At 71.4% G+C, this 26,196-nt stretch carries 25 protein-coding genes; 14 read left to right on the forward strand and 11 right to left on the reverse strand.

Going from position 1 to position 26,196, the window contains the following annotated elements; genetic code table 11:
- Positions 1 to 14: 14 nt before the first annotated feature.
- Positions 15 to 419 (reverse strand): ATP-binding protein, encoded by a 405-nt coding sequence (locus ACZ5CW_RS03895; protein WP_468598087.1) that lies wholly within the window; start codon positions 417 to 419, stop codon positions 15 to 17.
- A gap of 204 nt (positions 420 to 623) precedes the next feature.
- Between ACZ5CW_RS03895 and ACZ5CW_RS03900 the strand changes: the two genes are divergently transcribed.
- The 3 genes from ACZ5CW_RS03900 to ACZ5CW_RS03910 are packed head-to-tail and all read left to right on the forward strand — an operon-like array spanning position 624 to position 2,496.
- On the forward strand, positions 624 to 1,475 hold the full coding sequence (locus ACZ5CW_RS03900) for a helix-turn-helix domain-containing protein (RefSeq protein WP_468598089.1): 852 nt from the start codon (positions 624 to 626) through the stop codon (positions 1,473 to 1,475).
- A 9-nt stretch (positions 1,476 to 1,484) separates the two neighbouring features.
- Positions 1,485 to 1,688, forward strand: coding sequence for a DUF397 domain-containing protein (locus tag ACZ5CW_RS03905; RefSeq protein ID WP_468598090.1), 204 nt, complete (start codon positions 1,485 to 1,487; stop codon positions 1,686 to 1,688).
- Complete coding sequence (locus ACZ5CW_RS03910) at positions 1,669 to 2,496, forward strand: hypothetical protein (protein ID WP_468598092.1); 828 nt, start codon at positions 1,669 to 1,671, stop codon at positions 2,494 to 2,496. Before ACZ5CW_RS03905 ends, ACZ5CW_RS03910 begins: the two co-directional genes overlap by 20 nt.
- A 49-nt stretch (positions 2,497 to 2,545) precedes the next feature.
- On the opposite strand, the gene ACZ5CW_RS03915 is transcribed toward ACZ5CW_RS03910, so the two are convergent.
- Positions 2,546 to 2,956: a DUF5959 family protein gene (locus ACZ5CW_RS03915; RefSeq protein WP_468598093.1), complete on the reverse strand. Its 411-nt coding sequence runs from the start codon at positions 2,954 to 2,956 to the stop codon at positions 2,546 to 2,548.
- A 282-nt stretch (positions 2,957 to 3,238) separates the two neighbouring features.
- Between ACZ5CW_RS03915 and ACZ5CW_RS03920 the strand changes: the two genes are divergently transcribed.
- Positions 3,239 to 4,582, forward strand: a complete 1,344-nt coding sequence (locus tag ACZ5CW_RS03920) for a M14 family metallopeptidase (RefSeq protein ID WP_468598094.1) — start codon at positions 3,239 to 3,241, stop codon at positions 4,580 to 4,582.
- On the opposite strand, the gene ACZ5CW_RS03925 is transcribed toward ACZ5CW_RS03920, so the two are convergent.
- From ACZ5CW_RS03925 to ACZ5CW_RS03945, 5 genes are all read right to left on the reverse strand, one after another.
- Positions 4,579 to 5,154 (reverse strand): hypothetical protein, encoded by a 576-nt coding sequence (locus ACZ5CW_RS03925; protein ID WP_468598095.1) that lies wholly within the window; start codon positions 5,152 to 5,154, stop codon positions 4,579 to 4,581. The two genes, ACZ5CW_RS03920 and ACZ5CW_RS03925, sit on opposite strands and share 4 nt — an antisense overlap.
- A 73-nt stretch (positions 5,155 to 5,227) precedes the next feature.
- Positions 5,228 to 6,712 (reverse strand): GntP family permease, encoded by a 1,485-nt coding sequence (locus ACZ5CW_RS03930; RefSeq protein WP_468598097.1) that lies wholly within the window; start codon positions 6,710 to 6,712, stop codon positions 5,228 to 5,230.
- A gap of 117 nt (positions 6,713 to 6,829) precedes the next feature.
- Positions 6,830 to 7,240, reverse strand: coding sequence for a RidA family protein (locus ACZ5CW_RS03935; RefSeq protein ID WP_468598099.1), 411 nt, complete (start codon positions 7,238 to 7,240; stop codon positions 6,830 to 6,832).
- Positions 7,237 to 8,001, reverse strand: a complete 765-nt coding sequence (locus ACZ5CW_RS03940; protein ID WP_468598100.1) for an IclR family transcriptional regulator — start codon at positions 7,999 to 8,001, stop codon at positions 7,237 to 7,239. Before ACZ5CW_RS03940 ends, ACZ5CW_RS03935 begins: the two co-directional genes overlap by 4 nt.
- Positions 7,998 to 9,068, reverse strand: coding sequence for a sugar kinase (locus ACZ5CW_RS03945; RefSeq protein ID WP_468598102.1), 1,071 nt, complete (start codon positions 9,066 to 9,068; stop codon positions 7,998 to 8,000). Before ACZ5CW_RS03945 ends, ACZ5CW_RS03940 begins: the two co-directional genes overlap by 4 nt.
- Before the next feature lie 134 nt (positions 9,069 to 9,202).
- Here ACZ5CW_RS03945 and ACZ5CW_RS03950 point away from each other — a divergent pair, with 134 nt between their 5' ends.
- Complete coding sequence (locus ACZ5CW_RS03950; RefSeq protein WP_468598103.1) at positions 9,203 to 10,486, forward strand: alanine racemase; 1,284 nt, start codon at positions 9,203 to 9,205, stop codon at positions 10,484 to 10,486.
- A 9-nt stretch (positions 10,487 to 10,495) separates the two neighbouring features.
- Positions 10,496 to 12,106, forward strand: a complete 1,611-nt coding sequence (locus tag ACZ5CW_RS03955; protein WP_468598104.1) for an N-acyl-D-amino-acid deacylase family protein — start codon at positions 10,496 to 10,498, stop codon at positions 12,104 to 12,106.
- 17 nt (positions 12,107 to 12,123) lie between these two features.
- Here ACZ5CW_RS03955 and ACZ5CW_RS03960 read toward each other — a convergent pair whose 3' ends face one another.
- From ACZ5CW_RS03960 to ACZ5CW_RS03970, 3 genes are all read right to left on the reverse strand, one after another.
- Complete coding sequence (locus ACZ5CW_RS03960; protein ID WP_468598106.1) at positions 12,124 to 12,957, reverse strand: trypsin-like serine peptidase; 834 nt, start codon at positions 12,955 to 12,957, stop codon at positions 12,124 to 12,126.
- A 160-nt stretch (positions 12,958 to 13,117) separates the two neighbouring features.
- Positions 13,118 to 13,771, reverse strand: coding sequence for a DUF1707 SHOCT-like domain-containing protein (locus tag ACZ5CW_RS03965; protein ID WP_468598107.1), 654 nt, complete (start codon positions 13,769 to 13,771; stop codon positions 13,118 to 13,120).
- Between the two features lie 682 nt (positions 13,772 to 14,453).
- Positions 14,454 to 15,128, reverse strand: a complete 675-nt coding sequence (locus ACZ5CW_RS03970; RefSeq protein ID WP_468598108.1) for a hypothetical protein — start codon at positions 15,126 to 15,128, stop codon at positions 14,454 to 14,456.
- Between the two features lie 126 nt (positions 15,129 to 15,254).
- Here ACZ5CW_RS03970 and ACZ5CW_RS03975 point away from each other — a divergent pair, with 126 nt between their 5' ends.
- From ACZ5CW_RS03975 to ACZ5CW_RS04000, 6 genes are all read left to right on the forward strand, one after another.
- Complete coding sequence (locus ACZ5CW_RS03975; protein WP_468598110.1) at positions 15,255 to 16,466, forward strand: pyridoxal phosphate-dependent aminotransferase; 1,212 nt, start codon at positions 15,255 to 15,257, stop codon at positions 16,464 to 16,466.
- A gap of 99 nt (positions 16,467 to 16,565) precedes the next feature.
- A complete protein-coding gene (locus ACZ5CW_RS03980) occupies positions 16,566 to 16,985 on the forward strand; it encodes an SCO4983 family protein (protein ID WP_468598111.1) in 420 nt (139 codons plus the stop codon).
- Positions 16,986 to 17,145: 160 nt separating this feature from the next.
- Positions 17,146 to 18,222 (forward strand): substrate-binding domain-containing protein, encoded by a 1,077-nt coding sequence (locus ACZ5CW_RS03985; protein ID WP_468598113.1) that lies wholly within the window; start codon positions 17,146 to 17,148, stop codon positions 18,220 to 18,222.
- A 14-nt stretch (positions 18,223 to 18,236) separates the two neighbouring features.
- Positions 18,237 to 19,406, forward strand: coding sequence for a toxic anion resistance protein (locus tag ACZ5CW_RS03990; protein ID WP_468598115.1), 1,170 nt, complete (start codon positions 18,237 to 18,239; stop codon positions 19,404 to 19,406).
- The gene (locus ACZ5CW_RS03995) at positions 19,403 to 20,938 is read left to right on the forward strand and encodes a vWA domain-containing protein (protein ID WP_468598116.1); all 1,536 of its coding nucleotides are present in this window, start codon (positions 19,403 to 19,405) and stop codon (positions 20,936 to 20,938) included. The genes ACZ5CW_RS03990 and ACZ5CW_RS03995 overlap by 4 nt, the downstream gene beginning before the upstream one ends.
- Positions 20,925 to 21,527, forward strand: a complete 603-nt coding sequence (locus tag ACZ5CW_RS04000) for a hypothetical protein (protein WP_468598118.1) — start codon at positions 20,925 to 20,927, stop codon at positions 21,525 to 21,527. The genes ACZ5CW_RS03995 and ACZ5CW_RS04000 overlap by 14 nt, the downstream gene beginning before the upstream one ends.
- A 171-nt stretch (positions 21,528 to 21,698) precedes the next feature.
- Here the strand turns inward: ACZ5CW_RS04000 and ACZ5CW_RS04005 are convergent, their stop codons facing one another.
- Positions 21,699 to 23,522 carry a phosphoenolpyruvate carboxykinase (GTP) gene (locus ACZ5CW_RS04005; protein WP_468598119.1) on the reverse strand — a complete coding sequence of 608 codons (1,824 nt, stop codon included), beginning with the start codon at positions 23,520 to 23,522 and terminating at the stop codon, positions 21,699 to 21,701.
- 280 nt (positions 23,523 to 23,802) lie between these two features.
- Between ACZ5CW_RS04005 and trhA the strand changes: the two genes are divergently transcribed.
- A complete protein-coding gene (gene trhA, locus ACZ5CW_RS04010) occupies positions 23,803 to 24,516 on the forward strand; it encodes a PAQR family membrane homeostasis protein TrhA (RefSeq protein ID WP_468598121.1) in 714 nt (237 codons plus the stop codon).
- 110 nt (positions 24,517 to 24,626) lie between these two features.
- The gene (locus ACZ5CW_RS04015) at positions 24,627 to 26,192 is read left to right on the forward strand and encodes an MFS transporter (protein ID WP_468598122.1); all 1,566 of its coding nucleotides are present in this window, start codon (positions 24,627 to 24,629) and stop codon (positions 26,190 to 26,192) included.
- Positions 26,193 to 26,196 lie beyond the last annotated feature (4 nt).

Consider the following 26,196-nt stretch of genomic DNA (forward strand, 5'->3'; position numbering starts at 1 on the left):
ACATGATCAACGAGCTAGGCCGCCGCGAGTTCGCACCACACGAACTTTCCCCGGTCCCCGAACCGGGCCGACGGCTGCCAGCCCCAGTAGTCGGCGCAGGCCCGGACCAGCCCCAGTCCCCGGCCGTCCTCCAGATCGGTGACCTGGCCGAGCGGTTGGGGCGGAGGCGGGGGTGCCGGGTCGGTGTCCCAGGCTCCGATCCAGACCACTCCCTGGGCGGTGCGGCGGACCCGGAGAGCGGCCGGCCCTTTGGTGTGCCGTACGGCGTTGGAGACCAGCTCCGTCGCCAGCAGCTCGGCCGTGTCCACGAGCCCGATCAGGCCGTGCAGGGTGAGGATCAGGCGCAGGGTCCGGCGGCAGACGGTGACGGCTCTGAGGTCGTTGGGGATGTAGAGGGTGTAGTCCCAGGTCTCGGGCATGCGAAATCAACTCCGTTGAGTGAGGGCGGTGTTCGCGTGCGGTGGCTTTGTCGCGGCCGTCGTGGCAGGACGGAGCGGTGCACTTCCGCAGCGTGTCCAGTGCGTCACTGACGGTAGAGCAAAAATTTTTCCTCATGCAAGCTGATCGCGTAACCTGACCCCCGAACGAGGCACGTCAACATGGCGGTTGAAGTCGGAGGGCCCATGGCGCCGAGAAGCCAACCCACGGCACGGCAAGTACGCCTGGGCACAGAGCTACGCAGGCTGCGAGAAGCGGCCGGCCTCAAGGCGCGTGAGGTGGCAGGGCTGCTCAGTTCGACCTCGGCCCAAATGAGTCAAGTGGAAGCGGGCCTCGCGGGCGTCAGTGAGGAACGGGTACGACGTCTCGCCGCCCACTACGCCTGCGCCGACGATAGGTTGATCGAGGCCCTGGTCACGATGGCGACAGACCGCACGCAAGGCTGGTGGGAGGGGTACCGCGGGGTGCTGCCGCCGGTCTTCCTGGATGTCGCCGAGGTCGAGCACCACGCCACGTTCTTGCATGAGGTGGTCACCAGCCACGTGCCCGGACTGCTCCAGACTCCGGATTACGCCCGTGCCGTCTTCGGCTATATGGTCCCGGAACTGCCGGAGAGCGAACTGAGGCCGCGCATCGAGCACCGGATGAGGCGCAGGTCCACACTGGAGCGTGACAACCCCATCCCTTACGAGACGATCATCCACGAGGCCGCACTGCGCATCCTGGTGTCGGATCGCGGCAGCACCCGTGCGCAACTCCTGGCAGTCCTACAGGCGATCGAAGCAGGGCGCGCGACGGTGCGCATCATCCCGTTGGCCCGAGAGGGGTTCGCGGGCGCGGGAATCGAGATGATGTACGTGGGCGGCCCGCTTCCTCAGCTCGACACCGTGCTGCGCGACGCTCCGCACGGCACCGCCTTCATCGATGCCGAATCTCAGCTGGCGCGCTTCCGGGCCTTGCTCAATAAGGTGGGGAAGGCAGCACTGGAGCCCGTGGAGTCGCGAGACTTCATCCACCGCATGACGAAGGAATTGTGAGGCACTCGCATGACCGAGGCCGTCCGCTGGCAGAAGTCCTCGTACTCCGGCGGAGGCGATGGCAACACGTGCGTCGAAGTCGCCGACCTGCACACCCACATAGCCATCCGAGACTCCAAGGCCCCTGCCCGAGCCACCCTCACCTTCGCCGTCGGCGCCTTCGCCCCCTTCATCGACGCCGTCAAGGACGCGCATGTGCATCTCGGCCGGTGAAGCCTCCTTCTCGGGGACGACCCTGTACTGCGGGCGATTGCGTCATCCCGCGCACGGGCTGATCCATGTCATGGGGTACCAGAACACCGCCGTGAACCTGGCGGACGGGCCCAACGCCATGCTGTTGCACCTGCCGGCACGGGAGGTCACGCCCCGGCAGTTCCTCTCCGTCGGGCGCTCCGACGACGTCCTGCGCCGGATGGTCGACGCCGTCGACACCAAGGACACCCAGGACGACGGCATCGCGTGGATGGGCGTGAGCCGGGCGGCCGTGGAGGTCTTCGAGCACGACGTGTACACCGTGCTGCTCGCCGACGATCCGACCCTGATCCCCGCCGCGCTCCATCGTGTGCCTCCGCACAGGCGGCCCGAGGTCGCACCGGAGCTTCTGCGGTTCTACGCCGAGCACTTTCCCGACCACGCCATCGCCCTGTGCTGCTTCGACAACGCCGACGCGCAGCGGGCCAAGCCGCTGCTGGTCTGGTACGCGCCGCACGATCCCGATCGGTTGAGTCTGCCCGCGCTGGACAGTCATACGGGAGGCGCGCCGGATCTCGGCGCCGACGTGCCCGTGGACCACTGGGTGCTGTTCTCCACCGACGAGGCTCCGGAAGGCTGGGGCGCCCCCGTCGAGTACCCGGAACGGATGCGGCACAGCGTGCGTGCGTTTCTGCCCGACACCGTCGTGGGGCGGTACTACGGCGACGGTCAGGCCCTGGCCAACGGGGACTTCGGCATCAGTCACCGCGATCTGCTCGGCGGTGACCTCGACCGTGTCGAGCGGCACCGGCCGGGCCTCCCCCGGTAGGTCCCGGCGGGCCCCGGCGGGCGCCTCCCCCGGTGGGCGCCGGCCTCGTTCAGCAGGCGTCGGGCCAGGTGCGGCGCACCTGTTCGGCGCGCCGGTGGTGGTCTTCGATCCAGTCCTCCTCCGGGCGTATCCGCAGCGCGGTGGTGAGGCGGTCGGGGTCGTGGACGGTCACGGCCAGGGAGTGGTCCTCGAGCATGTGGAGGATGAGCCTCAGGCCGCGGTCGTGGCCGATCCGCGCGTCCTTGCCGGGCGCGAGTTCGACCAGATCGCCCTGCCAGGCGTCGAGGTCGCCGGGGAAGAGGTACACGTCCAGGCGGGCGTCGACGAAACTCGCCGTCAGGAGCACGTCGGCCCGGACGGTGTTTCTCCCTGGCCGGGCGGGGCCCGTCAGGCGTATGACGCAACGATTGCCGCCCTCGTCCTCCAGATGGACGAGGTCCACCTCGTCTGATTCCGTCACTGTCTGCCCTACTCTCTGTTGCCGTGCCGAACCGCATCTTGCCGTACGACCGTTCGAGAGGGCCGCGCCCGGCGATTTCCAGTCGTCCCCCTTTGACACTGCTTGACCTGACCATGACATAGCTGGAGCATGGAGCGCCGGCCGGCACAGCGGACTCACAGCAGACCCCGCCCTCCGGTCCGCACCCCTACCGCACGTCGCACTGAAGCACACCCCCCAGCTCCCAGCTCCACTCCCCACATTCCGGCGACCCCGGAATTCCTGGAGACCCAAGGAGAGTTCATGCGACTTCGCACCCGCGGCTCCGGCGCGCGCGGCGGCAGACGTATCGCCGGGCTCGGCGCGCTGCTGGCCCTCGCCCTCGCCGCCCCCGTCTCGGCGACCGCCACACAGGCCAGCGCCGACGGCGTCAGAAAGGTGGCGCCCTCCGCCGACGACGTCAAGCAGTACGAGATCCACCAGCACACGACTCCCGTGACCCGTACGGCCATCCAGGCGACCGGTGTCACCGTGGACGAGGCCGACGAGGAGACCGTGGTCGTCTCCGGGCGCGCGGACCAGATCCGTGAGCTGCGTCGGCTCGGTTACGAGGTCAGCCCGGCGGGGGCCGCCCCCCAGCGGTCCGGGCCGCGGCTCTTCGACTTCCCGGGCGCCGACTCGAAGTACCACAACTACGCCGAGGCGAACGCCGAGATCGACCAGCGGCTCGCCGCCTACCCGGGCATCATGAGCAAGCGGGTGATCGGGAAGTCGTACCAGGGGCGGGACATCGTCGCCATCAAGGTCAGCGACAACGTGGGGACGGACGAGAACGAGCCCGAGGTGCTCTTCACCGCCCATCAGCACGCCCGGGAGCATCTGACCGTGGAGATGGCGCTGTACCTGCTGCGCGAGCTGGGCGCGGGGTACGGCTCCGACTCGCGGATCACGAACATCGTCGACAGCCGGGAGATATGGATCATCCCGGACCTGAACCCGGACGGCGGCGAGTACGACATCGCCAGCGGGTCGTACCGGTCCTGGCGGAAGAACCGGCAGCCCAACTCCGGGTCGTCGTACGTGGGGACCGATCTGAACCGGAACTGGAACTACAAGTGGGGCTGCTGCGGGGGATCCTCGGGGTCGGCCTCGTCCGAGACCTACCGTGGCTCCGCCGCCGAGTCCGCGCCTGAGGTGAAGGTCGTCGCCGACTTCGTGCGCAGCCGGGTCGTCGGGGGCAAGCAGCAGATCAAGGCCGGGATCGACTTCCACACCTACAGCGAGCTGGTGCTGTGGCCGTTCGGGTACACGTACGCGGACACCGCCACCGGGATGACGGCGGACGACGCTGCCGCCTTCAAGGCCGTGGGGCGCAAGATGGCGGCCAGCAACGGGTACACGCCCGAGCAGTCGAGTGATCTGTACATCACGGACGGGTCGATCGACGACTATCTGTGGGGTACGCAGAAGATCTTCGACTACACCTTCGAGATGTATCCTGCGTCCGCTTCCGGGGGTGGGTTCTACCCGCCCGACGAGGTGATCGAGCGGGAGACCTCCCGGAACAAGGACGCGGTGCTGCAACTGCTGGAGAACGCCGACTGCATGTACCGGTCGATCGGGAAAGAGGCCCAGTACTGCGGCTAGTCCCGGCCGGCTTCCTCGTCCTGGTCGGCTTCCTCGAAGTAGGCGTCGAGGACGGCGTCCAGCCGGCTCTCCCACTCCGTGAAGCGCGACCTGGCCGTCGCCTCGATCTCGATCGGGTACCAGCGGCGGTCAGGGGTGTGCACGGTGATCGTGAAGCGCCTGCCGAAGCGCGGCGACTCCGTCTCGACCGCGGCGACCTCGTCCCAGCGGAACTCGCAGGACTCCTCGTCCAGGCTGAGGCGGACGCCCCTGCGGTCCGCCACTATCTTCGCGCGGCGGTCGGCGGCCTCGAAGACGGGGCCGTCGGCCGCCTTCTCGTCGTCCGCCTCCTCGTCGGCCGCCGGTTCCTCCGGCTGTGCCGAATCCTCGGGTTCCGGTTCCTCGGCGCGCGCCGGCTGCTTCGGCCCCGCCGCGGCCTCCGCCTCCGGCTCCGCGTCCCGCGGTTCGGCCTCGGCCTCGGCCTGAGCCGGGACCGGGGCCGTGATGCCGGGGATGAAGGCCGGGTCGAAACCGGCGCCCGTCACGGGCTCGCCCTTCAAGGGCTTGCTGCTCGATCCTATGCGCTGCTCCACGGCGGCAGTATGGACGACTTCCCTGTGCCGGAACCAGTCAGCCCGCGCATCCCGTGGTGCACACGAGCCACTCTTACGACGCCTGGACGAAGACGCTCACCACCGCCGCCACCGCGAACCCCGCCACGGACAGCACCGATTCCAGGACCGTCCACGTCTTCAGCGTGTCCCGTTCGCTGATGCCGAAGTACTTCGCCACCATCCAGAAGCCGCCGTCGTTGACGTGCGAGGCGAAGATGGAACCGGCCGAGATGGCCATGATGACGAGGGCGACGAAGGCCTGGGAGTGGTGACCCTCCGTCAGGAGCGGTGCCACGATGCCCGCCGTCGTGACGATCGCGACCGTCGCCGAGCCCTGGGCGACCCGCAGCACGAGCGAGATCAGGTACGACAGCACGATCACCGGCAGGCCGACGCCGTTGAAGGTGTCGGAGAGGGCCTGGGCGACCCCGCTGGCCTTCAGCACGGCGCCGAAGACCCCGCCCGCGCCGACCACCAGGAGGATGTTGCCGACCGGCTTCAGGGACGCGGTCGACACCGCCTCCAGGGACTTGCGCGACCAGCCGCGCCGGATGCCGAGCAGGTAGTAGGCGAGCAGCAGGGCGAGGGTGAGGGCGACGAAGGGGTGGCCGAGGAACTCGAGCACCGAGCGGCCGGTGGAGGGGTCCAGGGCGATCGAGGAGAAGGTCGCGGCGAGGATCAGCACCAGCGGCGTACCGATGATGGCGAGAACCGTGCCGAGCGGCACCGGCCTTTCCAGGGGGTCCACGCCCTGGGCGCGCTGCTCGGCGACGACGGCCCTCTTGGCCTCCTCCGCCGCCTCGACCATGTCCTGCGGTACGGCGACGAAGATCCGCTTTCCGATCCAGGCGGAGAACGCCCACGCGGCCAGCACGGCCGGGATGCCGCAGACGACGCCCATGAGGATGACCCAGCCGAGCTGGACGTGCAGCAGTCCGGCGGCGGCGACCGGGCCGGGGTGCGGCGGCAGGAAGGCGTGGGTCATGGACAGGCCCGCGAGGAGGGGCAGGCAGTAGAGCAGGATCGACTTGCCGCCGCGCTTGGCGGCCGCGTAGACGAGCGGCGCGAGGACGAAGATGCCGACGTCGAAGAAGACCGGGATGCCGAAGATCAGGCCGGTGAGGCCCATGGCGAGGGGGGCGCGCTTCTCGCCGAAGAGGCCCAGCAGGCGGGAGGCCAGCACCTCGGCGCCGCCGCTGACTTCGAGGATCGCGCCGAGCATGGTGCCGAGCCCGATGATGATCGCGACGTGGCCGAGGATGCCGCCCATGCCGGACTCGATGGTGGAGACGGCGTCGGAGCGCTGGACGGTGCCGAAGAGTTCGGTGACCGAGAGGCCGGCGAGCAGGCCGACGGCCATGGAGACGGCGAGCAGGGCGACGAAGGGCTGGAGCCTGACCTTGATGATCAGGAAGAGGAGGAGGGCTATGCCGACGGCGGCGACGGTGAGCAGGCCCGGCGTGCCGTCGAGGAGGAGGAGCAGGCCTCCGGTGTGGGGTGGTGCGGCGGGGGCGGTCGCGGCGAGCGGATGGGGCATTCGGGGGTCCTCTGGGTAAGTTCATGCAGCTTTCGGGCAGGGGGGAGCGCGGCACGGCGCCCTGGAGGGTGCCGTGCCGTGCGGGACGTGCGGGAGGTGGGGGGGTGGGTCGGGGGCTCAGCCGAGTACGGCGAGCGCGTCGATCTCGATGAGGAGGCCGGCCGGCAGACCGACGTAGACCGTCGTGCGGGCGGCGGGCGGCTGGGTGAGGCCCTGCTCCTCGAAGTAGGTGTTGTAGATCTCGTTCATCTCGGCGAAGTGGTCCACGTCGGTCAGATAGACGCGGATCATCATCACGTCGTCCCAGCCGGCGCCGCCCTCTTCGAGGATCGCCTTGACGTTGGCGAGGGTCTGCAGGGTCTGCTCGCGCAGGGTGGGGCCGGCCGGCGTCGGGGGCTTGCCCTCCTCGGCGGGCAGGAAGCCGACCTGGCCGGCGACCTGGAGGATGTTGCCCTTCTTCACGCCGTGGGAGAACTTCGCGGGCGGGGTGGTGTGGGTCTTCGGGGTGAGTGCGGTCTTCTCGGTCATACGGAGGTGCCCTTCACTGGCGTTCTTCCGGAGTACTCGCCGCTGATCGCGTCCGCGACACGGCGCACCTGCGGGAGCAGGGTGACGAGTTCGTCGGCGGTGACGACGACGTTGGGCGCGGAGACCGACATCGCCGCGACGACGCGTCCGTCGGCGCCGCGGATCGGTGCCGCCACGCAGTTGATGGACTCCTCGTGGCCACCGAGGTCGGTGGCCCAGCCCTGTTCGCGCACCTGCTCCAACTCGCGCAGGAAGGCCGCGGCGTTGGGGGTGGAACGGGCCGTGTAGAGGGGGTAGTCGAGCTTGTCCGCGAGGGCGCGGCGCTCGGGTTCGGGCAGGTCGGCGAGGAGCAGCTTGGCGACCGCGGCGACGGTGATGGCGACGGGCTTGCCGATCCGCGAGTACATGCGGACCGGGTAGCGGCTGTCGACCTTGTCGATGTAGAGCACCTCGTTCTCCTCGTAGACGGCGAGGTGCACGGTGTGGCCGCAGGCCTCGTTGAGGCGGACCAGGTGGGGGTGGGCGATCTCGCGGATGTCGAGGTTCTCCATCGCCTCCTGGGCGAGGGCGAAGAGGCGGGCGCCGAGGCGGTAGCGCTGGTCGGACTGGCGGTAGACCAGGCCGTGCTCGTGCAGGGTGCGCAGGAGTCGCAGCGCCGTGGACTTGTGGACGCCGAGGCGGTCGGCGACCTGGCCGAGGTCGGCGGGGCCCTCGGCGAGCAGCGGCAGGATGCTCAGGGCGCGGTCGACGGTCTGACTCATGGGGTGTTCGCCTCCTCCGGGGCCTGTTCGGCTTGCGTCCAGCCGGGGCCGAGTCGAAGTCTCCCCCATGTGTCGTCGTCGAGGGCGGCCAGGCGGTCGGCGTGGCCGCGGGAGGGCGGGGCGGCGAGGTCGCCGGGCGTGGTGAGCGCGGCCGCCGCCATCAGGTGCCCGTGCCGGATGCGCTCCCGTGGGGGCAGTCCGCGCAGGGTGCCGGAGAGGAAGCCGGCGGCGAAGGCGTCCCCGGCGCCGACGTGGGCGACGACGTCCACCTTCGGGGCCCGGACGAAGGTCGCGGTGCCGTCGGCGTCCTCGAGTCCCCCGGTTCTCCGGTCGAACGCGGTCGCTCCGCCCGCGCCCTGCTTGACGACCACGGTCGCCGGCTCGGGCAGCGCCTCCAGGATGGATCGGCCGCCGTGCAGCCCCCATGCCTGTCGTGCCTCGTCGTCGCCGACGAACACGATGTCGGCGCCTCGCGCCAGTTCCAGCAGCACGCGCGGGCCGTCGGCGTCCGGCCACAGCGCGGGCCGGTAGTTGACGTCGAAGGAGACCAGCGGGCGGCCGGGCCGGGGGGCCGTCAGTGCGCGCATCAGCTCCAGGCAGCCGGGGGACAGCGCGGCCGTGATCCCGGACAGATGCAGCACCCGTCCCGCCCGTACCGCCGCCAGGTCGACGTTGTCCACGGCCATGGCGGAGGCCGCCGACCCGGCCCGGTAGTACGCCACCTCGTGGGCGTCGGTGTCCCGGTCGGCCGCTGTGCGGAAGTAGATGCCCGTGGGCCGGGCCGGGTCGGTGTGCACGGCGCCGGTGTCGACGCCGTACCCGGCGATCCGCCGCACCAGGTGCCGGCCGAAGCCGTCGGCGCCCACCCGGCTCACCCACCGTGCCGAGTGGCCGGCGGCCGCCAGTACGCACGCCACGTTGGACTCGGCACCGCCGATCCCCCGCTCGAAGGACGGCACGTCGGCGAGGCCTCCCGGCCCGGACGGCAGGAACGTGACCATGGACTCGCCGAGCGCGACGACATCCACGACGTCGGGGGTGGCGCGGGGGTGTCCGTCGGCGGTCACGATGGTGGGGCTCCTCGTCCGTGTCCCGGGGCGGCGGTTTCGTTGACCCGGTGTTGGCCGAGATGTTAGACAGCAGTGAGCGACATACGCAATGGATGTTGCAGAATACGCAACGCGCCTGATCAGGAGGGTAAATGGGCCGTCACACCGGCACCGAAGCGCTCGCCCGTCTCGCCGGAGAACGGGTGGACCACCGCTTCAAGGGCCTCCCGCCGGACGCCGACGGCCTCACCGTCGGCGAGCTGGCCGCCCAGCGCCGCAACCTCTTCCGCGAGGCCGACGGCTTCACCACCCCGGTCCTCGCCCTGTCCGCCGAGCGCCTGGAGCACAACCTGGCGCTGATGGAGACGTACACCGCCCGGCACGGCCTCGCCTTCGCCCCGCACGGCAAGACCTCCATGGCCCCGCAGCTCTTCCAGCGCCAGATCGACCACGGCGCCTGGGGCATCACGCTGGCGGTGCCCCACCAGGTGCGCGTCGCCCGGGCGTTCGGCATCCGGCGGATCTTCCTCGCCAACGAGCTGGTGGACGCCCCCGCCCTGCGCTGGATCGCCGCCGAGCTGGCCGCCGACCCGGACTTCCGTTTCCTGTGCTACGTCGACTCCGTGCGCGGGGTCGAGCTGATGGACGCGGCCCTGCGGGGCGCCGCCCGCCCGGTGGACGTGGTCGTGGAGCTGGGCGCGGGCGAGGGGGCGCGGACCGGTGTGCGCACGGAGGCCGAGGCCCTGGCCGTCGCCGACGCGGTGGCCGGCGCCGGGACGCTGCGGCTGGCCGGCGTGGCGGGGTACGAGGCCCAGGTGCCCGGCGCCACGCCGGAGCTGGTGCGGCAGTGGCTGGAACGGCTGGTCGGACTCGCCGTGGAGTTCGACAAGGCGGGGCGGTTCGCGGACGCCGGGGAGATCGTGGTGAGCGCCGGGGGCAGCGAGTGGTTCGACGCGGTCGCCGACGTCTTCGCCGCCGTCCCGGAGCTGTCCCTCCCCGTCCTGAAGCTGCTGCGCTCCGGTGCGTACGTCTCGCACGACGACGTGCACTACAGCAGGCTGACGCCGTTCAACCGGGTGCCCGAGGAGGGCGCGCTGGAGCCCGCGTTCCGGCTGTGGGCCCAGGTCGTCTCCCGGCCGTCCCCGACGGAGGCGTTCGTCAACGCGGGCAAGCGGGACGCCGCCTACGACCTCGACCTTCCGGTGGCGCACGTGGTACGGCGGAACGGCACCGAGCACCCCGCGGCCGGCATCGAGGTGAGCGCCCTGTCCGACCAGCACCTGTGGCTGCGCACCGGCCCGGACGCCGAGGTCGGGATCGGCGACTGGATCGGCTTCGGCCTGTCCCACCCGTGCACGTCCTTCGACAAGTGGCAGCTGATCCCGGTCGTCGAGGCGGACGGCACGGTCGTCGACTACATCCGTACGTTCTTCTAGGAGGCCCGCGTGGAGGACCTGGTCATCCGGGACGCCGACGTCGTCGACGGCAGCGGCGCGGATTCCTACCGCGCCGACGTCGTGATCGCCGGCGGACGGATCGTCTCGATCGTCAAGGAGGCCGCCGCGGCGGGCTGCCAGCGTCCGCGCGCCATGCGCGAGATGGACGCGGAGGGCCTGGTCCTCTCCCCCGGCTTCATCGACATGCACGCCCACTCCGACCTCGCCCTGCTGCGCGACCCCGACCACAGCGCGAAGGCGGCGCAGGGGGTCACGCTGGAGGTGCTGGGCCAGGACGGGTTGTCGTACGCCCCGGTCGACGACCGCACCCTGGAGGAGGTGCGGCGGGCGATCACCGGCTGGAACGGGTACGGCGACGACATCGACGTCGACTGGCGCACGGTCGGCGAGTATCTGGACCGGCTCGACCGCGGGATCGCCGTGAACGCCGCCTACCTCGTCCCGCAGGGCACGGTCCGCGCCCTCGCCGTCGGCTGGGAGGACCGCCCGGCCACCCCCGAGGAACTGGACCGGATGCGGCGGCTGGTGGCGGAGGGCCTTGAGCAGGGCGCGATGGGCCTGTCCTCCGGGCTCACCTACACCCCGGGCATGTACGCCGAGGACGCCGAACTGACCGAGCTGTGCCGGGTGGTGGCCCGGTACGGCGGTTACTACTGCCCGCACCACCGCTCCTACGGCGCCGGTGCCCTGGAGGCCTACGCCGAGATGGTCGCCCTGACCCGGGAGGCGGGCTGCCCGCTGCACCTGGCCCACGCGACGATGAACTTCGGCGTGAACGAGGGCCGGGCACCGGAGCTGCTCGCCCTGCTGGACGGGGCCCTGGACGCAGGGGCGGACATCACCCTGGACACCTATCCCTACACCCCCGGCTGCACCACCCTGGCCGCGCTGCTGCCGAGCTGGGCGAGCGAGGGCGGCCCGGAGGAGATCCTGGCCCGGCTCACCGACCCGGCGACGGCCGAGCGCATCCGGCACGACCTGGAGGTGACCGGCTCGGACGGCTGCCACGGCGTGCCCGTGGAGTGGGAGACGATCGAGATCTCCGGCGTCACCGAACCGGCCCTGGCGGACCACGTCGGCCGTACGGTCCGCGAGTCGGCCGCCCTGCGCGGCGAGACACCCTGGAGCACGGCTCACCGCCTGCTGGTCGAGGACCGGCTCGGTACGACGATCCTGCAGCACGTCGGCCACGAGGAGAACGTCCGCACGATCATGCGGCACCGGACCCACACCGGCGGCTCGGACGGCATCCTCCAGGGCGCCAAGCCGCATCCGCGCGCGTACGGCACCTTCCCGCACTACCTCGGCCACTACGTGCGGGAGTCGGGCGTGCTGACGCTGGAGGAGTGCGTCGCCCACCTCACCGGCCGGCCCGCGGCCCGGCTGCGACTGCCGGACCGCGGGCTGGTGCGCGAGGGGTACCGGGCCGACCTGGTGCTCTTCGATCCGGAGACGGTCGCGTCCGGCGCCACCTTCGCCGAGCCCCGCCGCCTGCCGACCGGCATCCCGCACGTCCTGATCGACGGCAGGTTCGTCGTCGAGGACGGGAAGCGGACGGACGTCACGGCGGGGCGGGCGGTCCGTCGTACCCCGGTGTGACAGCCGGGCGCCGGCGGCTACGGCTTGGGCAGGGTGCAGCCGGCGGCGCTCAGGTTGAGCTTGTTGCCGGTGGTGAAGCAGGCCGGGATGTTGTAGGTCTCCTGGCCGTAGTTGATGCCCTTGCGGACGGTCACGGTGCCGTTGGCGTCGACCTCGCACGGGTTGTTGTCCGTGCAGCGCTGGCCGTCCTCGTTGCCCGTGTTGTTGACGGCGACGACCTTGCCGGTGGCGGTGTCGATCACGGGCGAGCCCGAGGTGCCGCCGATGGTGTTGCAGGAGGAGGTGTAGCGGACCGAGTCCTTCCAGGTCCAGTCGCCCTCCTTCAGCCGGTACACGAAGCCGTCGACGTTGCAGCTGTAGATCCGCTTCCAGTAGCCGGAGACGACCTTGATGGCGGTGCCGGCGGTCGGGTGCGTGTCCTGCACGGTGAGCGGGTTGATGCCGTACGAGTTCTTGATCGCCGCGTACGTGGTGGTGGTGCGGTAGATCGTGACGTCCGTGTCCGTCATGGTCGAGTAGACGACCTGGTTGGCGCGGAGCGTGGCGACCTTGGTGCCGGCGGAGTTCAGCAGGCCGAAGCTGCGGCTGGAGGACTGGCCGGTGATGACCTCGCCGGGGCTGGGGAAGCCGGTCTCCAGGCAGTGGCCGTTGGTCAGCACGAGCGCCGGGTCGGTGTCCGCGGAGTTGGGGAAGCGGATGACGGAGCCGGAGCAGTTGCTGAGTGAGACGGTGCCGGCGAAGTCGACGGTCACCGCGGCGGCCTTGGCGGTGAGCGGCGCGGCGACGGCGGGAGCTGCGCCCACCCCGGCTATGGCCAGGGAGGAGAGCGCGGCAAGGAGAGGCTTGTTCATGTGGGGGTCCCCTCTTACGACTTGGGCGACCGGAGAAGTTCCGGCCGCCCACGTGGTTGTCATGCGCATTCTCAACGCAGAGAGGGGTGTGAACAAGAAGCCGGCTCAGGTCATAGGGGTTTCCCTGTACCGCCGGCCGCGCCGGCCGGCGTCCTCTCCCCTACGTCCGGGCCGTCCTCGGCTTGGTGACGACGGCACCGAACAGGGCCGGCCCCCTGATGACGACACGCGGGGCACCCGGCCGCCGCGCCTTGCGGGCTCCGCGCCTGCCGAACACCCCGAACAGCCCGAAGCCCCGCACCTCGACGTCGATGTCGTCCGGGACCACGATGCCGGTCCCGCCCCACAGGGCCACGGCCCGGATCACGGTCTCCTGGGCGGTGAAGCGGGCCTCGCTCAGGTCGAGCCTGCCGCCGCCCCACATCGACCAGGCGGTGAACCGCGGCGGGACGACCCACTGACCCTCACGAGCGAAGCCGCCGAACAGGCCCAGCGCGAAACGGGAGCCGGGCTTACGGTCCACCACGAGTTCGTCCCGGGGGCCGACTTCGGGCAGCCCCCGTCCGGCGACGGCCAGCTCGCCCAGCGTCCGGGCGCTGTAGACCTCGGTCAGCCGGCCGTCCACCTCGTCCAGCCCCAGCCGGCCGTCGGCCACCGCCGCCCGCACCCGCCCGGCGACGCGATCACGGTCCCCGTCGCAGGCGAGCACGTCGTCATCGGCGGCGGTCGCCGGCTGCCGCTCCGGACGAGCAGCTCGGGGCTGTTCGGTCGTACGGCCAACTCTCCCACGCCCCACCGTCCGCACGACATGCATCTACAGCTCCATCGAACGGATATGACCGACCGTCACGACAGAGACCACGTCAAGGGCGAGCAGCGCGGGCGGCGGCACCGGGCGCGTGACGGCGCTGACCGGGGGCCGGTGTCGAGCGCGCCGCGGCATCGGCCGGGGCGCCGAGTCCGCGACGGCACCGGCCGGGGGGCGCGCCGAGTACACGGTCACGTCGGCCGCCGGGCCGGGGCACGTACGTGACAAGCAGGGACCGCAAGAGTCCGGCGAGCGGTGACACCGGCCACGCCACGGCACCCCGGACGCGGCGGCGTCGGCCGCGCGGCCGCGCCGAGTCCGCGACGGCACCGGCCGCGAGGCGAGGCCGAGCGCGCCGCGCCGTAGACCGCGAGGCCCTGCCGAGCACGCGACAAGCAGGGACCGCGAGATGGTGACCGGCGGACGGTGACGCCGACCGCGCCACGGCGCCTCCTTCCGCGCCCGACGCCACCGCCCACCCCCGCGAGCCGCACCGCCGCCCGGACACCACCCGCCTCATGGCCGACACCGCCGACGCCCGGACACCGTCTGCCGCACAACCGGCACCATCGCCGCCCGGGCACCACCCACCTCATGGCCGACACGGCCGACGCCCGGACACCGTCCGCCGCGCGGCCGAGACACCGCTGCCGTCCGGAGACCGTCCGCCCGGGGCGCCGGTCGGGCGTCAGCGGGGGCGTTTTGTGGTGCCGTGGCCGTGACCTCTGCCGGGGATGCCCGAGGCCGACGTGGTCGGGGTGTTCGTCGTGGCCGTGGGGGCGGGGGTGGTGGACGCCGAGGCGGCCGGGGCCGAGCTGGTGGCCGCGGGGGCGCCGGTCGCGTCCGTCCCGGCCGGGCGGGCGGCCGGGGTGTCCGCCGCACGGGACGGCGAGGCGCCGGCGGCGGCCGGAGCCGCCGAGGTGGGGTCCGTGGTGTCGGCGGCGTCCGTGCTCGCCGCGGCGGACTCCCGCGCGATGCCACGTCCGCCGCCCGCTGGAGGGGAGCCGTCGGGGGAACCCGAACCGCCCGACATGCCGGCGATCACCGCGACGGTCCCGGCCACCCCGAGGGCCCCGGCGACGACCGCCACCCGGCGCCGGCCGCCCTTGCGCCGCGCCTCCCGCCGGCGCCCGGCCCGGCCCTCGCTCGGCTCCCCCGGCGCGGGCGCCTCGGACTGGGCGGGCAGCTCGCGCGTGGCGTCGTAGGCGTTCTGCCAGCCGTGGGCGGCGGCAGGGTCGGCGTAGGCGTCGTACGCGGGGGCGTGGGCCGTACGGGGCAGGTACACGTTCGGCGGACCCTGCGGCTCGCCGCCCGGGCCGTGCACGCCGTGCGCCCCCACCTCGTGCTCCGGTCTGGTGGACATGACAGCGGATTCTAGGGACGCAAGTGTCTCCTGAGACAGCCAATGGCGATATCCGGGCAAACCTCCGTGTCTCACGTGTCGGAAAACACGACCCGAGAGGCGTTACCGGGTCGTAAGCTCACGGACATGCAGGTGATCCAGTCGACCAAGCTCGCCAACGTCTGTTACGAGATCCGGGGCCCGGTTCTCGAGGAGGCCATGCGGCTTGAGGCGGCGGGCCACCGCATCCTCAAGCTGAACACCGGCAACCCGGCCGCCTTCGGCTTCGAGTGCCCCCCGGAGATCCTCGAGGACATCCTCCGCAACGTCTCCACCGCGCACGGCTACGGCGACGCCAAGGGCCTGCTGGCCGCCCGTCGCGCGGTCGTCATGCACAACCAGACCCTCGGCATCGAGACGGACGTCGAGCACGTCTTCATCGGCAACGGCGTCTCCGAGCTGATCGTGATGGCCATGCAGGGCCTGCTGGACGACGGCGACGAGGTCCTCGTCCCGGCCCCGGACTACCCCCTGTGGACGGCGGCCGTCTCCCTCTCGGGCGGTACGGCGGTGCACTACCGCTGCGACGAGCAGTCCGACTGGATGCCCGACCTCGCCGACGTCGAGCGCAAGGTCACCGACCGCACCAAGGCCATCGTCATCATCAACCCGAACAACCCCACGGGCGCGGTGTACGACGAGGCCGTGCTCAAGGGGCTGACGGACATCGCCCGCCGGCACAACCTGCTCGTCTGCTCCGACGAGATCTACGACAAGATCCTCTACGACGGCGCCACGCACACCCCGACCGCGAAGATCGCCCCGGACCTGCTCACCCTCACCTTCAACGGCATGTCGAAGGCCTACCGGGTGGCCGGCTACCGCGTGGGCTGGATGTCGATCTCCGGCCCGCGCGCGCACGCCGACTCCTACATCGAGGGCCTGACGATCCTGGCGAACATGCGGCTGTGCGCCAACATGCCGGGCCAGCACGGAGTGGTCGCCGCGCTCAGCGGACGCCAGTCGATCAACGACCTGGTGCTCCCGGGCGGCCGGCTCAAGGAGCAGGTGGACACCGCCTACGAACTGCTGACGCAGATCCCGGGCGTGAGCTGCGTACGGCCCAAGGGAGCGCTGTATCTCTTCCCGCGCCTGGACCCGCAGGTGTTCAAGATCAAGGACGACCGGCAGATGGTCCTGGACCTGCTGCGCCAGGAGAAGATCATGGTCGTCCAGGGCACGGGGTTCAACTGGCCCGAGCCGGACCACTTCCGCGTGGTGACCCTGCCGTCGGTCGGGGACCTCAGGGACGCGGTGACCCGCATCGGGAACTTCCTGGACGGATACGGCCAGTCGTAGCGGACCGAGTACGACGGACCGCAATCCGTGACCCGACTCAACTTTAGACGAAATCCAAGCTAAGATGGCTTCCTGTCAGCGCACAGGAGGCCATCACCCATGTACGAACCGATCCGCACCAAGTCGGTCCACAGCACGATGGCCGACGCCCCTTCCGACTTCCCGCACCGCTCGCGCGAGGAGGAGCTGGACATCCAGCTCGCCGGCCACCTCACCGCGCTCCTCGCGGTCACCGACGAGCTGCGCGCCCTGACGCCGTCCGCCGACCTGGACGCGGCTGCCGAGCGGCTCACCGGGCAGGTGGCCCGGCTGCGGGGAGGACGCGCACCGTTGCGCGCGACCCCGACCGCGGCCGGTGACCCCACCGCCCTGCACCGGCGCGCGCACGCCCTGGCCGGCCGCGCGCTCGTGGTCGCCGCCTCGCGGGCCGACACGGCGGCGGCGATCCTCTCGGCCGAGCGGATGGACGCCCACGCGGCCGCGCTGTCCGAACCGAAGGAACTCAGCACCGCCCAGTGACCCCACCCCGGGTCCCCCCGATCGGCCCCGGTCCGCGTGCACCCGCAGCGACGCGCGGACCGGGCGCCATTCACCCCGTTGCGGTGCCGGGGCCGACATGTCACCCCCGGTTCACCGACCGCCTCGGGGAATGTTGGGTTCCGCGAGCACAGTCCCCGGCGTGAGACGTATCGCGGGAATCGTCCTCGCGGTGCTGCTGATCGGTGGCGTGGTGGCCGCCGTCGTCGCAGGCCGGCAAGGTGAGGACAAGGGCACGGCAACGAAGACCGTGCGTGGAGTGATCGGATCGGAGAAGGCGGAGTTCTTCGCCGATCCCGACGTGGTGAAGGCCCTCGCCGCCAAGGGCTACACCGTGCGGGCCGAGACCTCCGGGTCCTGGGCCATGGAGGGGCTGGACCTCGAGGGGTACGACTTCGCCTTCCCCTCCAGCCAGGCGCCCGCCGACCAGCTGGCCGCGAAGTACCGCGTGCGGGAGCCCCTGCCCCGGCCCTTCTACTCGCCGCTGGTCGTCGTGGCCCACCGCGGAGCGGCCGACGTGCTCGCCGCGAACGGACTGGCCGTGCTCGGCGGCGGGAACCGCGGCACGCTGAGGATGGCCGCCTACCTGGACGCCGCCCGGCACGACCGGACCTGGCAGCAGCTCAAGGGGGCGCGGCGGCACACGGAGCTGACCGGCACCCTGTACATCGCCAGCACCGACCCCGAGTCCTCCAACTCCGGCGCCCTCTACCTCGCCGCGGCCTCCTACGTCGCCGGTGGCGGCAAGGTCGTCGCGAGCGGCGCCGACGTCGGCCGCGTCGCCCCCCTGCTGCACAAGCTGGTGAGCGTCCAGGGCGCCCAGCAGTCCAGCTCGGACGCGGTGTTCCGGGACTTCGTCAGCGGGGCCGGCAATCCGCTGGTGCTGGTCTACGAGTCGCAGGTGGCCGCGCTGCTCGCCGAGCGGCACGGTGTGGACGACCTGGTGGTGCTGTACCCGGACACCACGGTCAACAGCGACCACACGGTCGTGCCGCTCGACGCGAACGGCCGCGCGCTCGGGGACCTGCTCAGCACGGACCCGACGCTGCGCAAGCTCGCCGTCCGGCACGGGTTCCGGCCGCAGGGCGACGCCGCGGAGTTCGTCGCGGCGACCGCCGACCGCGCTCTCTTTCTCAACCAGAAGCTCACCGGCGTCCGGCAGGCGCCCGTGCCCACCTCCGCGGTGCTGCACGAGATGGCCCGCCGGGCCCGCGGATGACGGGGGAACAGCACATGACCGATGACGACAGCGCGTTCACGCTCACTCCACCCGAGGCCGCCGCGCCCGTGCCGAAGGACAAGGCCGGCGGTCTGGTGCCCGTCGAGGACGGGGTGCGCGCCGACATGGCGCGCAAGGCCGCCGCCTTCGTCGGGCAGCTGGCCTCGCTCGACGCCCGCTCACCCGAGTTCGCGGGCAAGGTCGGCGAGGTCACCGCCCTCGGCTCGGGCGAGATGCGCACCGCCGGCGCCCAGTCCAACCGCATGCTGGAGCGAGCCGTGCGCAGCCTGCCCGACAAGGGCGGTGACGCCCAGGCGAAGGTCGCCGGCTCGCTCGTGGAACTCCGCCGGGTGGTGGAGGACCTGGACCCGCGCGACCTGCCCGCGAGCAAGGGACGCAGGCTCCTGTCCCGGCTGCCCGGCGGCAACAGGCTGCGCGACCACCTCGCCAGGTACGCCTCCGCGCAGGGCACGCTGAACCGGATCGTCGGCGGTCTGCGCGGCGGGCAGGACGAACTGCGCCGGGACAACGCCGCGCTGCAGACCGAGCGGGTCCGGCTGTGGGAGACCATGGGCAAGCTCCAGGCGTACGTCGTCCTCACCGAGGCCCTGGACACCGCCGTCGAGGACCACATCGCCGGGGTCGGCGATCCCCAGGAGGCCGACACCCTGCGCGCCGGCGTGCTCTTCCCCGTGCGGCAGAAGCACCAGGACCTGCTCACCCAGCTGGCGGTGTGCGCGCAGAGCTACCTCGCCATGGACGTCGTACGGCGCAACAACGACGAACTGATCAAGGGCGTCGACCGGGCCGCCACCACCACCGTCTCCGCCCTGCGCATCTCCGTGATGCTGACCTCCGCGCTGGACAGCCAGAAGAAGGTCGTCGAGCAGGTCGACGCGCTGCGCGGGACGACCGAGGACCTCATCCGGGGCAACGCCGAGATGCTCGCCACCCAGAGCGGCGAGATCCAGCGCATCGCCGCCGACCCGGCCGTCGGCGCGGAGACGCTGCGCGCGGCGTTCCAGCAGATCTACCGCACCCTCGACGCCATCGACAGCTACAAGGTCCAGGCGACCGAGGTGATGGCCACGACGGTCCGCTCCCTGACGGACGAACTGCACAGCGCCGGCGCCTACCTGGAGCGCAGCCGTTCCCAGGGCGCGCTGGAGGGCGGACCCGCATGAGACGACGCCTTCTGGCCCTGGCCGTCGCCGCGGCCGCGGTGCTGAGCGCCTGCACGGCCGAGAAGCACCAGGACGACCCGGGCGCCCCCGAGCCCGGCACCCTCCGGGTCCTCGCCTCCAGCGAGCTGAGCGACATGACCGCCGTCCTCGACCGCGTCCGCGAGGACACCGGCATCACCGTCCGGCCGACCTACATGGGCACCTTGGACGCCGTGGACCTGCTGGCCCGGGGAAAGACCGACGGGGCGTACGACGCGCTGTGGCTGTCCTCGGACGACTATCTGCGGCTGCGTCCCGAGGCGTCGAAGAAGGTGGTGTCCGAGACGCCGGTGATGTCCAGCCCGGTCGCCATCGGCGTGAAACCGGCCACCCTCAAGGCCCTCGGCTGGAAGCCCGAACAGGTCACCTGGGCGCAGATCGAGCGCGCCGTGCGCGGCGGCAGGCTGACCTACGGCATGACCGACCCGGCCCGCTCCCACTCCGGGTTCTCCACCCTCGTCTCGGTCGCCTCGGCTCTCTCCGGCGCCCAGTCCGCGCTCACCGGTACCGACGTCGCCAAGGCCACTCCGCGGCTGAAGGAGTTCTTCCGGGGGCAGAAGCTGACCTCGGGTTCGTCGGGCTGGCTGGCCACCGCCTACCAGCGGCGCGGCAGCGTCGACGCCCTGCTCAACTACGAGTCCGTCCTCACGGGCATCCCGGGCCTGACCGTGATCCGCCCCAGGGACGGCGTGGTCACCGCCGACTACCCGCTCTCCTCGCTCGCCTCGACGGACGCCCGCACCCGTGAGGACGTCCGCAAGGTGGCCGAAGAGCTGCGCACCGACGCCGTGCAGCGGCTGATCACCGACTCGACCCACCGCCGCCCGGTCGTCCCCTCGGTGGCGCCCGCGGCGGGCCTCGACACCAGCCGGCGCCGCGAACTGCCCTTCCCCGGCGACCGTTCCGTGGCCGACGGCCTCCTCGACTCCTACGAGAACGAGCTGCGCCGGCCCTCGCGCACGGTGTACGTCCTCGACACCTCGGGCTCGATGGAGGGCGACCGGCTGGCGGCGCTGAAGAAGGCGCTGACCGGCCTCACCGGCGACTTCCGGGACCGGGAGGAGGTGACGCTGATGCCGTTCGGCTCGGACGTGAAGAGCGTGCGCACCCATGTCGTGGACCCCGGGAACCCCGAGGCCGGGCTCGACGCCATCCGCCGGGACACCGCCGGCCTGAGCGCCGACGGCGGCACCGCGATCTACACCTCGCTGGAGAAGGCGTACGGCCATCTCGGCGCGGGTGAGGACACGTTCACCTCGATCGTGCTGATGACCGACGGCGAGAACACCTCCGGCGCCGGGGCCGGGGACTTCGACGGCTTCCACCGCGGCCTCACCGGCGCCGGGCGGGACATCCCCGTCTTCCCGATCCTCTTCGGCGACTCCTCGCGCTCCGAGCTGCAGCACATCGCCGACCTGACCGGCGGCCGCCTCTTCGACGCCCGGGAGGGCTCGCTGGACGGCGCCTTCGAGGAGATCCGTGGCTACCAGTAAGTTCCTCGGCCGGCTGGAGTCCCGCAAGAACCTCACCGGCAGCGCCTGCGGGCTGGCCGGCCTGGTGCTGACCTTCACCGGGGTGGCGGGGCCGTACTGGCCCGTGGTGGTCGCCGGGCTCTACGGCGCGGGTGCGCTGATCGCCCCGCCGGAGCGGCCCGCGCCGCCCGACTTCCCGAGCCCGTCGGAGGAGTTGGCGGCGATCCGCGCCGATCTCGAGAAGCTGGGCGCCTATCTCGCGGACGTCGACCTGCCGCCGACGGCCGCCGCCCGGCTCACCGGCCTGACCGGGCTGCTGGACGCGCTGCTGGCACCCGGCTGGGCCGCCGAGGCCCTCGCCCAGGACCCGGAAGGCGTGCACACCGTCTCCCGGGCGGTACGGCAGGACGTCCCCGAGGCCGTGGACGCCTTCGTGCGGACCCGCTGGTGGACCCGTCTGGCCCCGGGCTCCGAGCCTCCGGAACGGCACCTGGAGCGCCAGCTGGGGCTGCTGCACGAGGAGGCCGAACGCCTGGCCTCGGCCCTGCGGGACGCCGAGACGCGCCGACAGGAGTCGCACACCCGGTACCTGGAGGACCGTTCGCAGTGACCGGCACCTCGTTGCCGCCACCACGGCGCCCCTCCACAGCGGCGGCGTCTCCTGGCGCACGACCGAGGCCCCGCACGCCGTTGTGCGGGGCCTCGATGGTGTCACCACGGCCGGCCGTGACGATCGCTGGTCAGGGCATCCCAACCGGCCGTGGAGTCTTTTCGGCGGGCCTCAGCCCAGGCGCTCGACCAGCGCGTGGTACTGGTCCCACAGCTCCTTCGGGGTGTGGTCGCCGAAGGTGTTGAGGTGCTCGGGGACGAGGGCGGCCTCCTCGCGCCAGATCTCCTTGTCGACCGTGAGCAGGAAGTCCAGGTCGGACTCGGCCAGTTCGAGACCGTTGGTGTCGAGCGCGTCGCGCGTCGGCAGCACGCCGATCGGGGTCTCGACGCCCTCGGCCTTGCCCTCCAGGCGCTCCACGATCCACTTCAGGACGCGGGAGTTCTCGCCGAAGCCGGGCCAGACGAACTTGCCCTCGTCGTTCTTGCGGAACCAGTTGACGTAGTAGATCTTCGGCAGCTTGGACTGGTCCTTGTCCTTGGCCACGTCGACCCAGTGGGCCATGTAGTCGCCCATGTTGTAGCCGCAGAACGGCAGCATCGCGAACGGGTCGCGGCGCAGCTCGCCGACCTTGCCCTCGGCGGCGGCGGTCTTCTCGGAGGCCACGTTGGCGCCCAGGAAGACGCCGTGGTTCCAGTCGAAGGACTCGGTCACCAGCGGCACCGCGGTGGCGCGGCGGCCGCCGAAGAGGATCGCCGAGATCGGCACGCCCTTCGGGTCCTCCCACTCCGGCGCGATGATCGGGCACTGCGCGGCGGGCACGGTGAAGCGGGCGTTGGGGTGGGCGGCCGGGACCTCGGAGGCCGGCGTCCAGTCGTTGCCCTTCCAGTCGGTCAGGTGGGCGGGCGACTCCTCGGTCATGCCCTCCCACCACACGTCGCCGTCGTCGGTGAGGGCGACGTTGGTGAAGACCGCGTTGCCCCACAGCGTCTTCATGGCGTTGGCGTTGGTGTGCTCACCGGTGCCGGGGGCGACGCCGAAGAAGCCGGCCTCGGGGTTGATCGCGTACAGGCGGCCGTCCTCGCCGAAGCGCATCCAGGCGATGTCGTCGCCGATGGTCTCCACGGTCCAGCCGGAGATCGTGGGCTCCAGCATGGCGAGGTTGGTCTTGCCGCAGGCGCTCGGGAAGGCGGCGGCGACGTACTTGGACTCGCCCTGCGGCGGGGTGAGCTTGAGGATCAGCATGTGCTCGGCCAGCCAGCCCTCGTCCCGGGCCATGACGGAGGCGATGCGCAGGGCGTAGCACTTCTTGCCGAGCAGCGCGTTGCCGCCGTAGCCGGAGCCGTAGGACCAGATCTCGCGCGACTCCGGGAAGTGCGAGATGTACTTGGTCTGGTTGCAGGGCCACGGCACGTCCTCCTGGCCCGGCTCCAGCGGGGCGCCGAGGGTGTGGACGGCCTTGACGAAGAAGCCCTCGTCGCCCAGCTCGTCCAGGACGGCCTGGCCCATGCGCGTCATCGTGCGCATGGACACGGCGACGTAGGCGGAGTCGGTGATCTCCACGCCGAGCGCGGACAGCGGAGAGCCGAGCGGGCCCATGCAGAAGGGCACGACGTACATGGTGCGGCCGCGCATGGAGCCGCGGAACAGTCCCTGCTCACCGGAGAAGATCTCCCGCATCTCGGCGGGGGCCTTCCAGTGGTTGGTGGGGCCCGCGTCCGCCTCCTTCTCGGAGCAGATGAAGGTCCGGTCCTCGACGCGCGCGACGTCGGTCGGGTCCGAGGCTGCGTAGTAGGAATGCGGGCGCTTGACCGGGTCGAGCTTCTTGAACGTGCCCTTGGCTACCAGTTCCTCGCTCAGCCGCTCGTACTCGGCCTCGGAGCCGTCACACCAGACCACGCTGTCCGGCTGCGTCAGTTCGGCGATCTCGTTGACCCACGAGATCAGTTCCTGGTGGTGGGTGGGGACGCCGGTGGGAGCCGCGATGTCGCGCGCCACGATTGCTCCTAAAAGAGGGATTTTTTGTCTTGTCGCCCCGTGGGGGCCGCGACCCGGATGCTTCGTAGCCGCTCATCCGGTGTCGACCGCACTCATTTGATCATCCGAGTTTAGTGCGCATCTGTCCAGAGGGCATCACAGGTGAGCAGCGTGAGGAATGCCACGGTTTCCGTGATTCTTTGCGTCCACATAGGGTTCAGCTGGAGGACTTTTTGCCCGGCGACACTCGACGGCCACGCGTTGACCGACGACTTACGGCGGCGTAGGTACCATGCGGGCCATGACTGCGTCCGCCTCCGACGCGCCCAAGGACACGCCGGCCGCCGGCCGCGGTCCCGTCGCGCTCTCCTTGCCGCATCCGGTCAAGCCCAGGCTCCGGGGCTGGCTGCATCTCGGCATGTTCCCGGCCGTACTCATCGCGGGCCTCGTGCTCACCGCGCTGGCCAACTCCAGCAGAGGCCGTATCGCCTGCGGTATCTACGTCCTGACGGCCTGTCTGCTCTTCGGCGTGAGCGCGCTGTACCACCGGGGCAACTGGAGCCCTCGCATGGACGGCGTCCTGCGCCGCCTCGATCACGCCAACATCTTTCTGATCATCGCGGGCACCTACACCCCGCTGACCATGCTGCTCCTGCCCGGAGCCAAGGGTCAGTGGCTGCTGTGGGGGATCTGGGCCGCCGCGGCGGCCGGCATCGTCTTCCGGGTCTTCTGGGTCGGCGCCCCGCGCTGGCTCTACACGCCCTGCTACATCGCGATGGGCTGGGCGGCCGTCTTCTTCCTGCCCGACTTCATGCACACCGGCGGCATCGCCGTCCTGGTCCTGGTGGTCGTCGGCGGCCTGCTCTACAGCGCCGGCGGAGTGATCTACGGCATCAAGCGGCCGAACCCGTCCCCGCGCTGGTTCGGCTTCCACGAGGTCTTCCACTCCTTCACCCTCGCCGCGTTCGTCGTCCACTACGTCGGCATCTCGCTGGTGGCGTACCAGCACGCCTGACCCCTCCCCCGCCCGTTTCCGGCCACGGCTCACCAGCCGTGGCCGTTTTTCATGCGCCCGGCACCCCGACCGATTGACAGTCATACTCTTTTGAGAGTTACTTTCATTTCATGGTTACTGTCACTCAGCCGCTGGAGACGCGGCCCGACCCCCGCCGCTGGTGGGCCCTCGGGGCCCTGGTCGCAAGTTCGCTCGTGCTCGGCTTCGACACGACGATCCTCAACGTGGCCCTGCCGACGATGGCGCGGGACCTGGGCGCCACCACCGGTCAGCAGCAGTGGATGGCGGACGCGTACATCGTCGTGTTCGCGGCCCTGATGCTCCCGGCGGGACTGCTCGGCGACCGGTTCGGGCGACGGCTGATGCTGATCACCGGACTCGGGATCTTCCTCGCGGGCTCGCTGGTGGGCGTGCTGGCCGGGGACGTGAACGCGGTCGTCGCGGCCCGGGCGGTCATGGGCGTCGGCGCGGCGCTCGTCACCCCGCTCGCCCTGTCCGTGCTGCCCTCGCTCTTCGACGCGGACGAGCGCGCCAAGGCCCTCGGCATCATCTCCACCGCGTCCGCGCTCGGCATGCCGCTCGGCCCGATCATGGGCGGCTGGCTGCTGAACCACTTCTGGTGGGGCTCGGTGTTCCTGGTCAACGTGCCCATGGCGGCGATCGGCATCGCGGCCTGCCTGTTCCTGCTCCCCGAGACCAGGGACCCGGCCTCCCCCAGGGTCGACATCGTCTCCACGGCGTGCACCGCGGCCGGCCTCGGCGCCCTCGTCTACGCGATCATCGAGGGTCCCGAACGCGGCTGGGGCGACCCGCTGGTCCTGGCCCTGTTCGCGGCGTCCGCGCTCCTGATCGCCACCCTGGTGCTGCGTGAGCGCCGGACGGAGCGCCCCATGCTCGACATGACGCTGCTCGCCCACCGCGGATTCCTGCTGAACACCGTCGCCGCGACCCTGGTGATGTTCATCCTGTCCGGACTGCTGTTCGTGCTGCCGCCCTATCTCCAGGCCGTACGCGGCAACGACGCCTTCGGCACCGGCATCCGGCTGCTGCCGATGATCGGCGGCCTGATGGTCGCCGCGCGGGGCGCGCCGGTCGCCTCCCAGCGGTTCGGCGCGCGCGCCACGGTCAGCGCGGGCCTGGTCGTGCTGGCGTTCGCCGCGCTCCTCGGCAGCCGTACGACGGTCGGCTCCGGCTTCGGTTTCACCGCGCTGTGGCTGTCGATCGCCGGCGCCGGCTTCGGCTTCGCACTCGTCCCGGCGATGTCCGGCGCGCTGGCCACCCTGCCGAGGAACCGCGCGGGCAGCGGATCCGGGCTGCTCATGACACTGCGCCAGGTCGGCGGCGCGATCGGCATCGCCCTGCTCGGCAGCCTGCTGTCGAGCACGTTCCGCGACCGGCTCGACCTCACGGGGCTGCCCGCCCGGCTGGCCGACACCGCCGGCGACTCGGTCGTCGCCGCGCACATCGTCGCCCAGCAGGCCGGCTCCGCCGACCTCGCGGCCTCCGCGAACAGCGCCTACGTCCACGGCATGGGCCTGGTCCTGCTGGTGTGCGGGATCGCGTCCCTGGTGTCGGCGCTGCTGGCCGCCGCGTTCCTGCCGGACACGAGGGCGGCGCGGAACGAGGAGCGGGACGCCCCGGAGATGGCCGCCTCCGCGACCGATGCCGGACAATGACTCT

Source organism: Streptomyces sp. NPDC031379, from assembly GCF_055569615.1.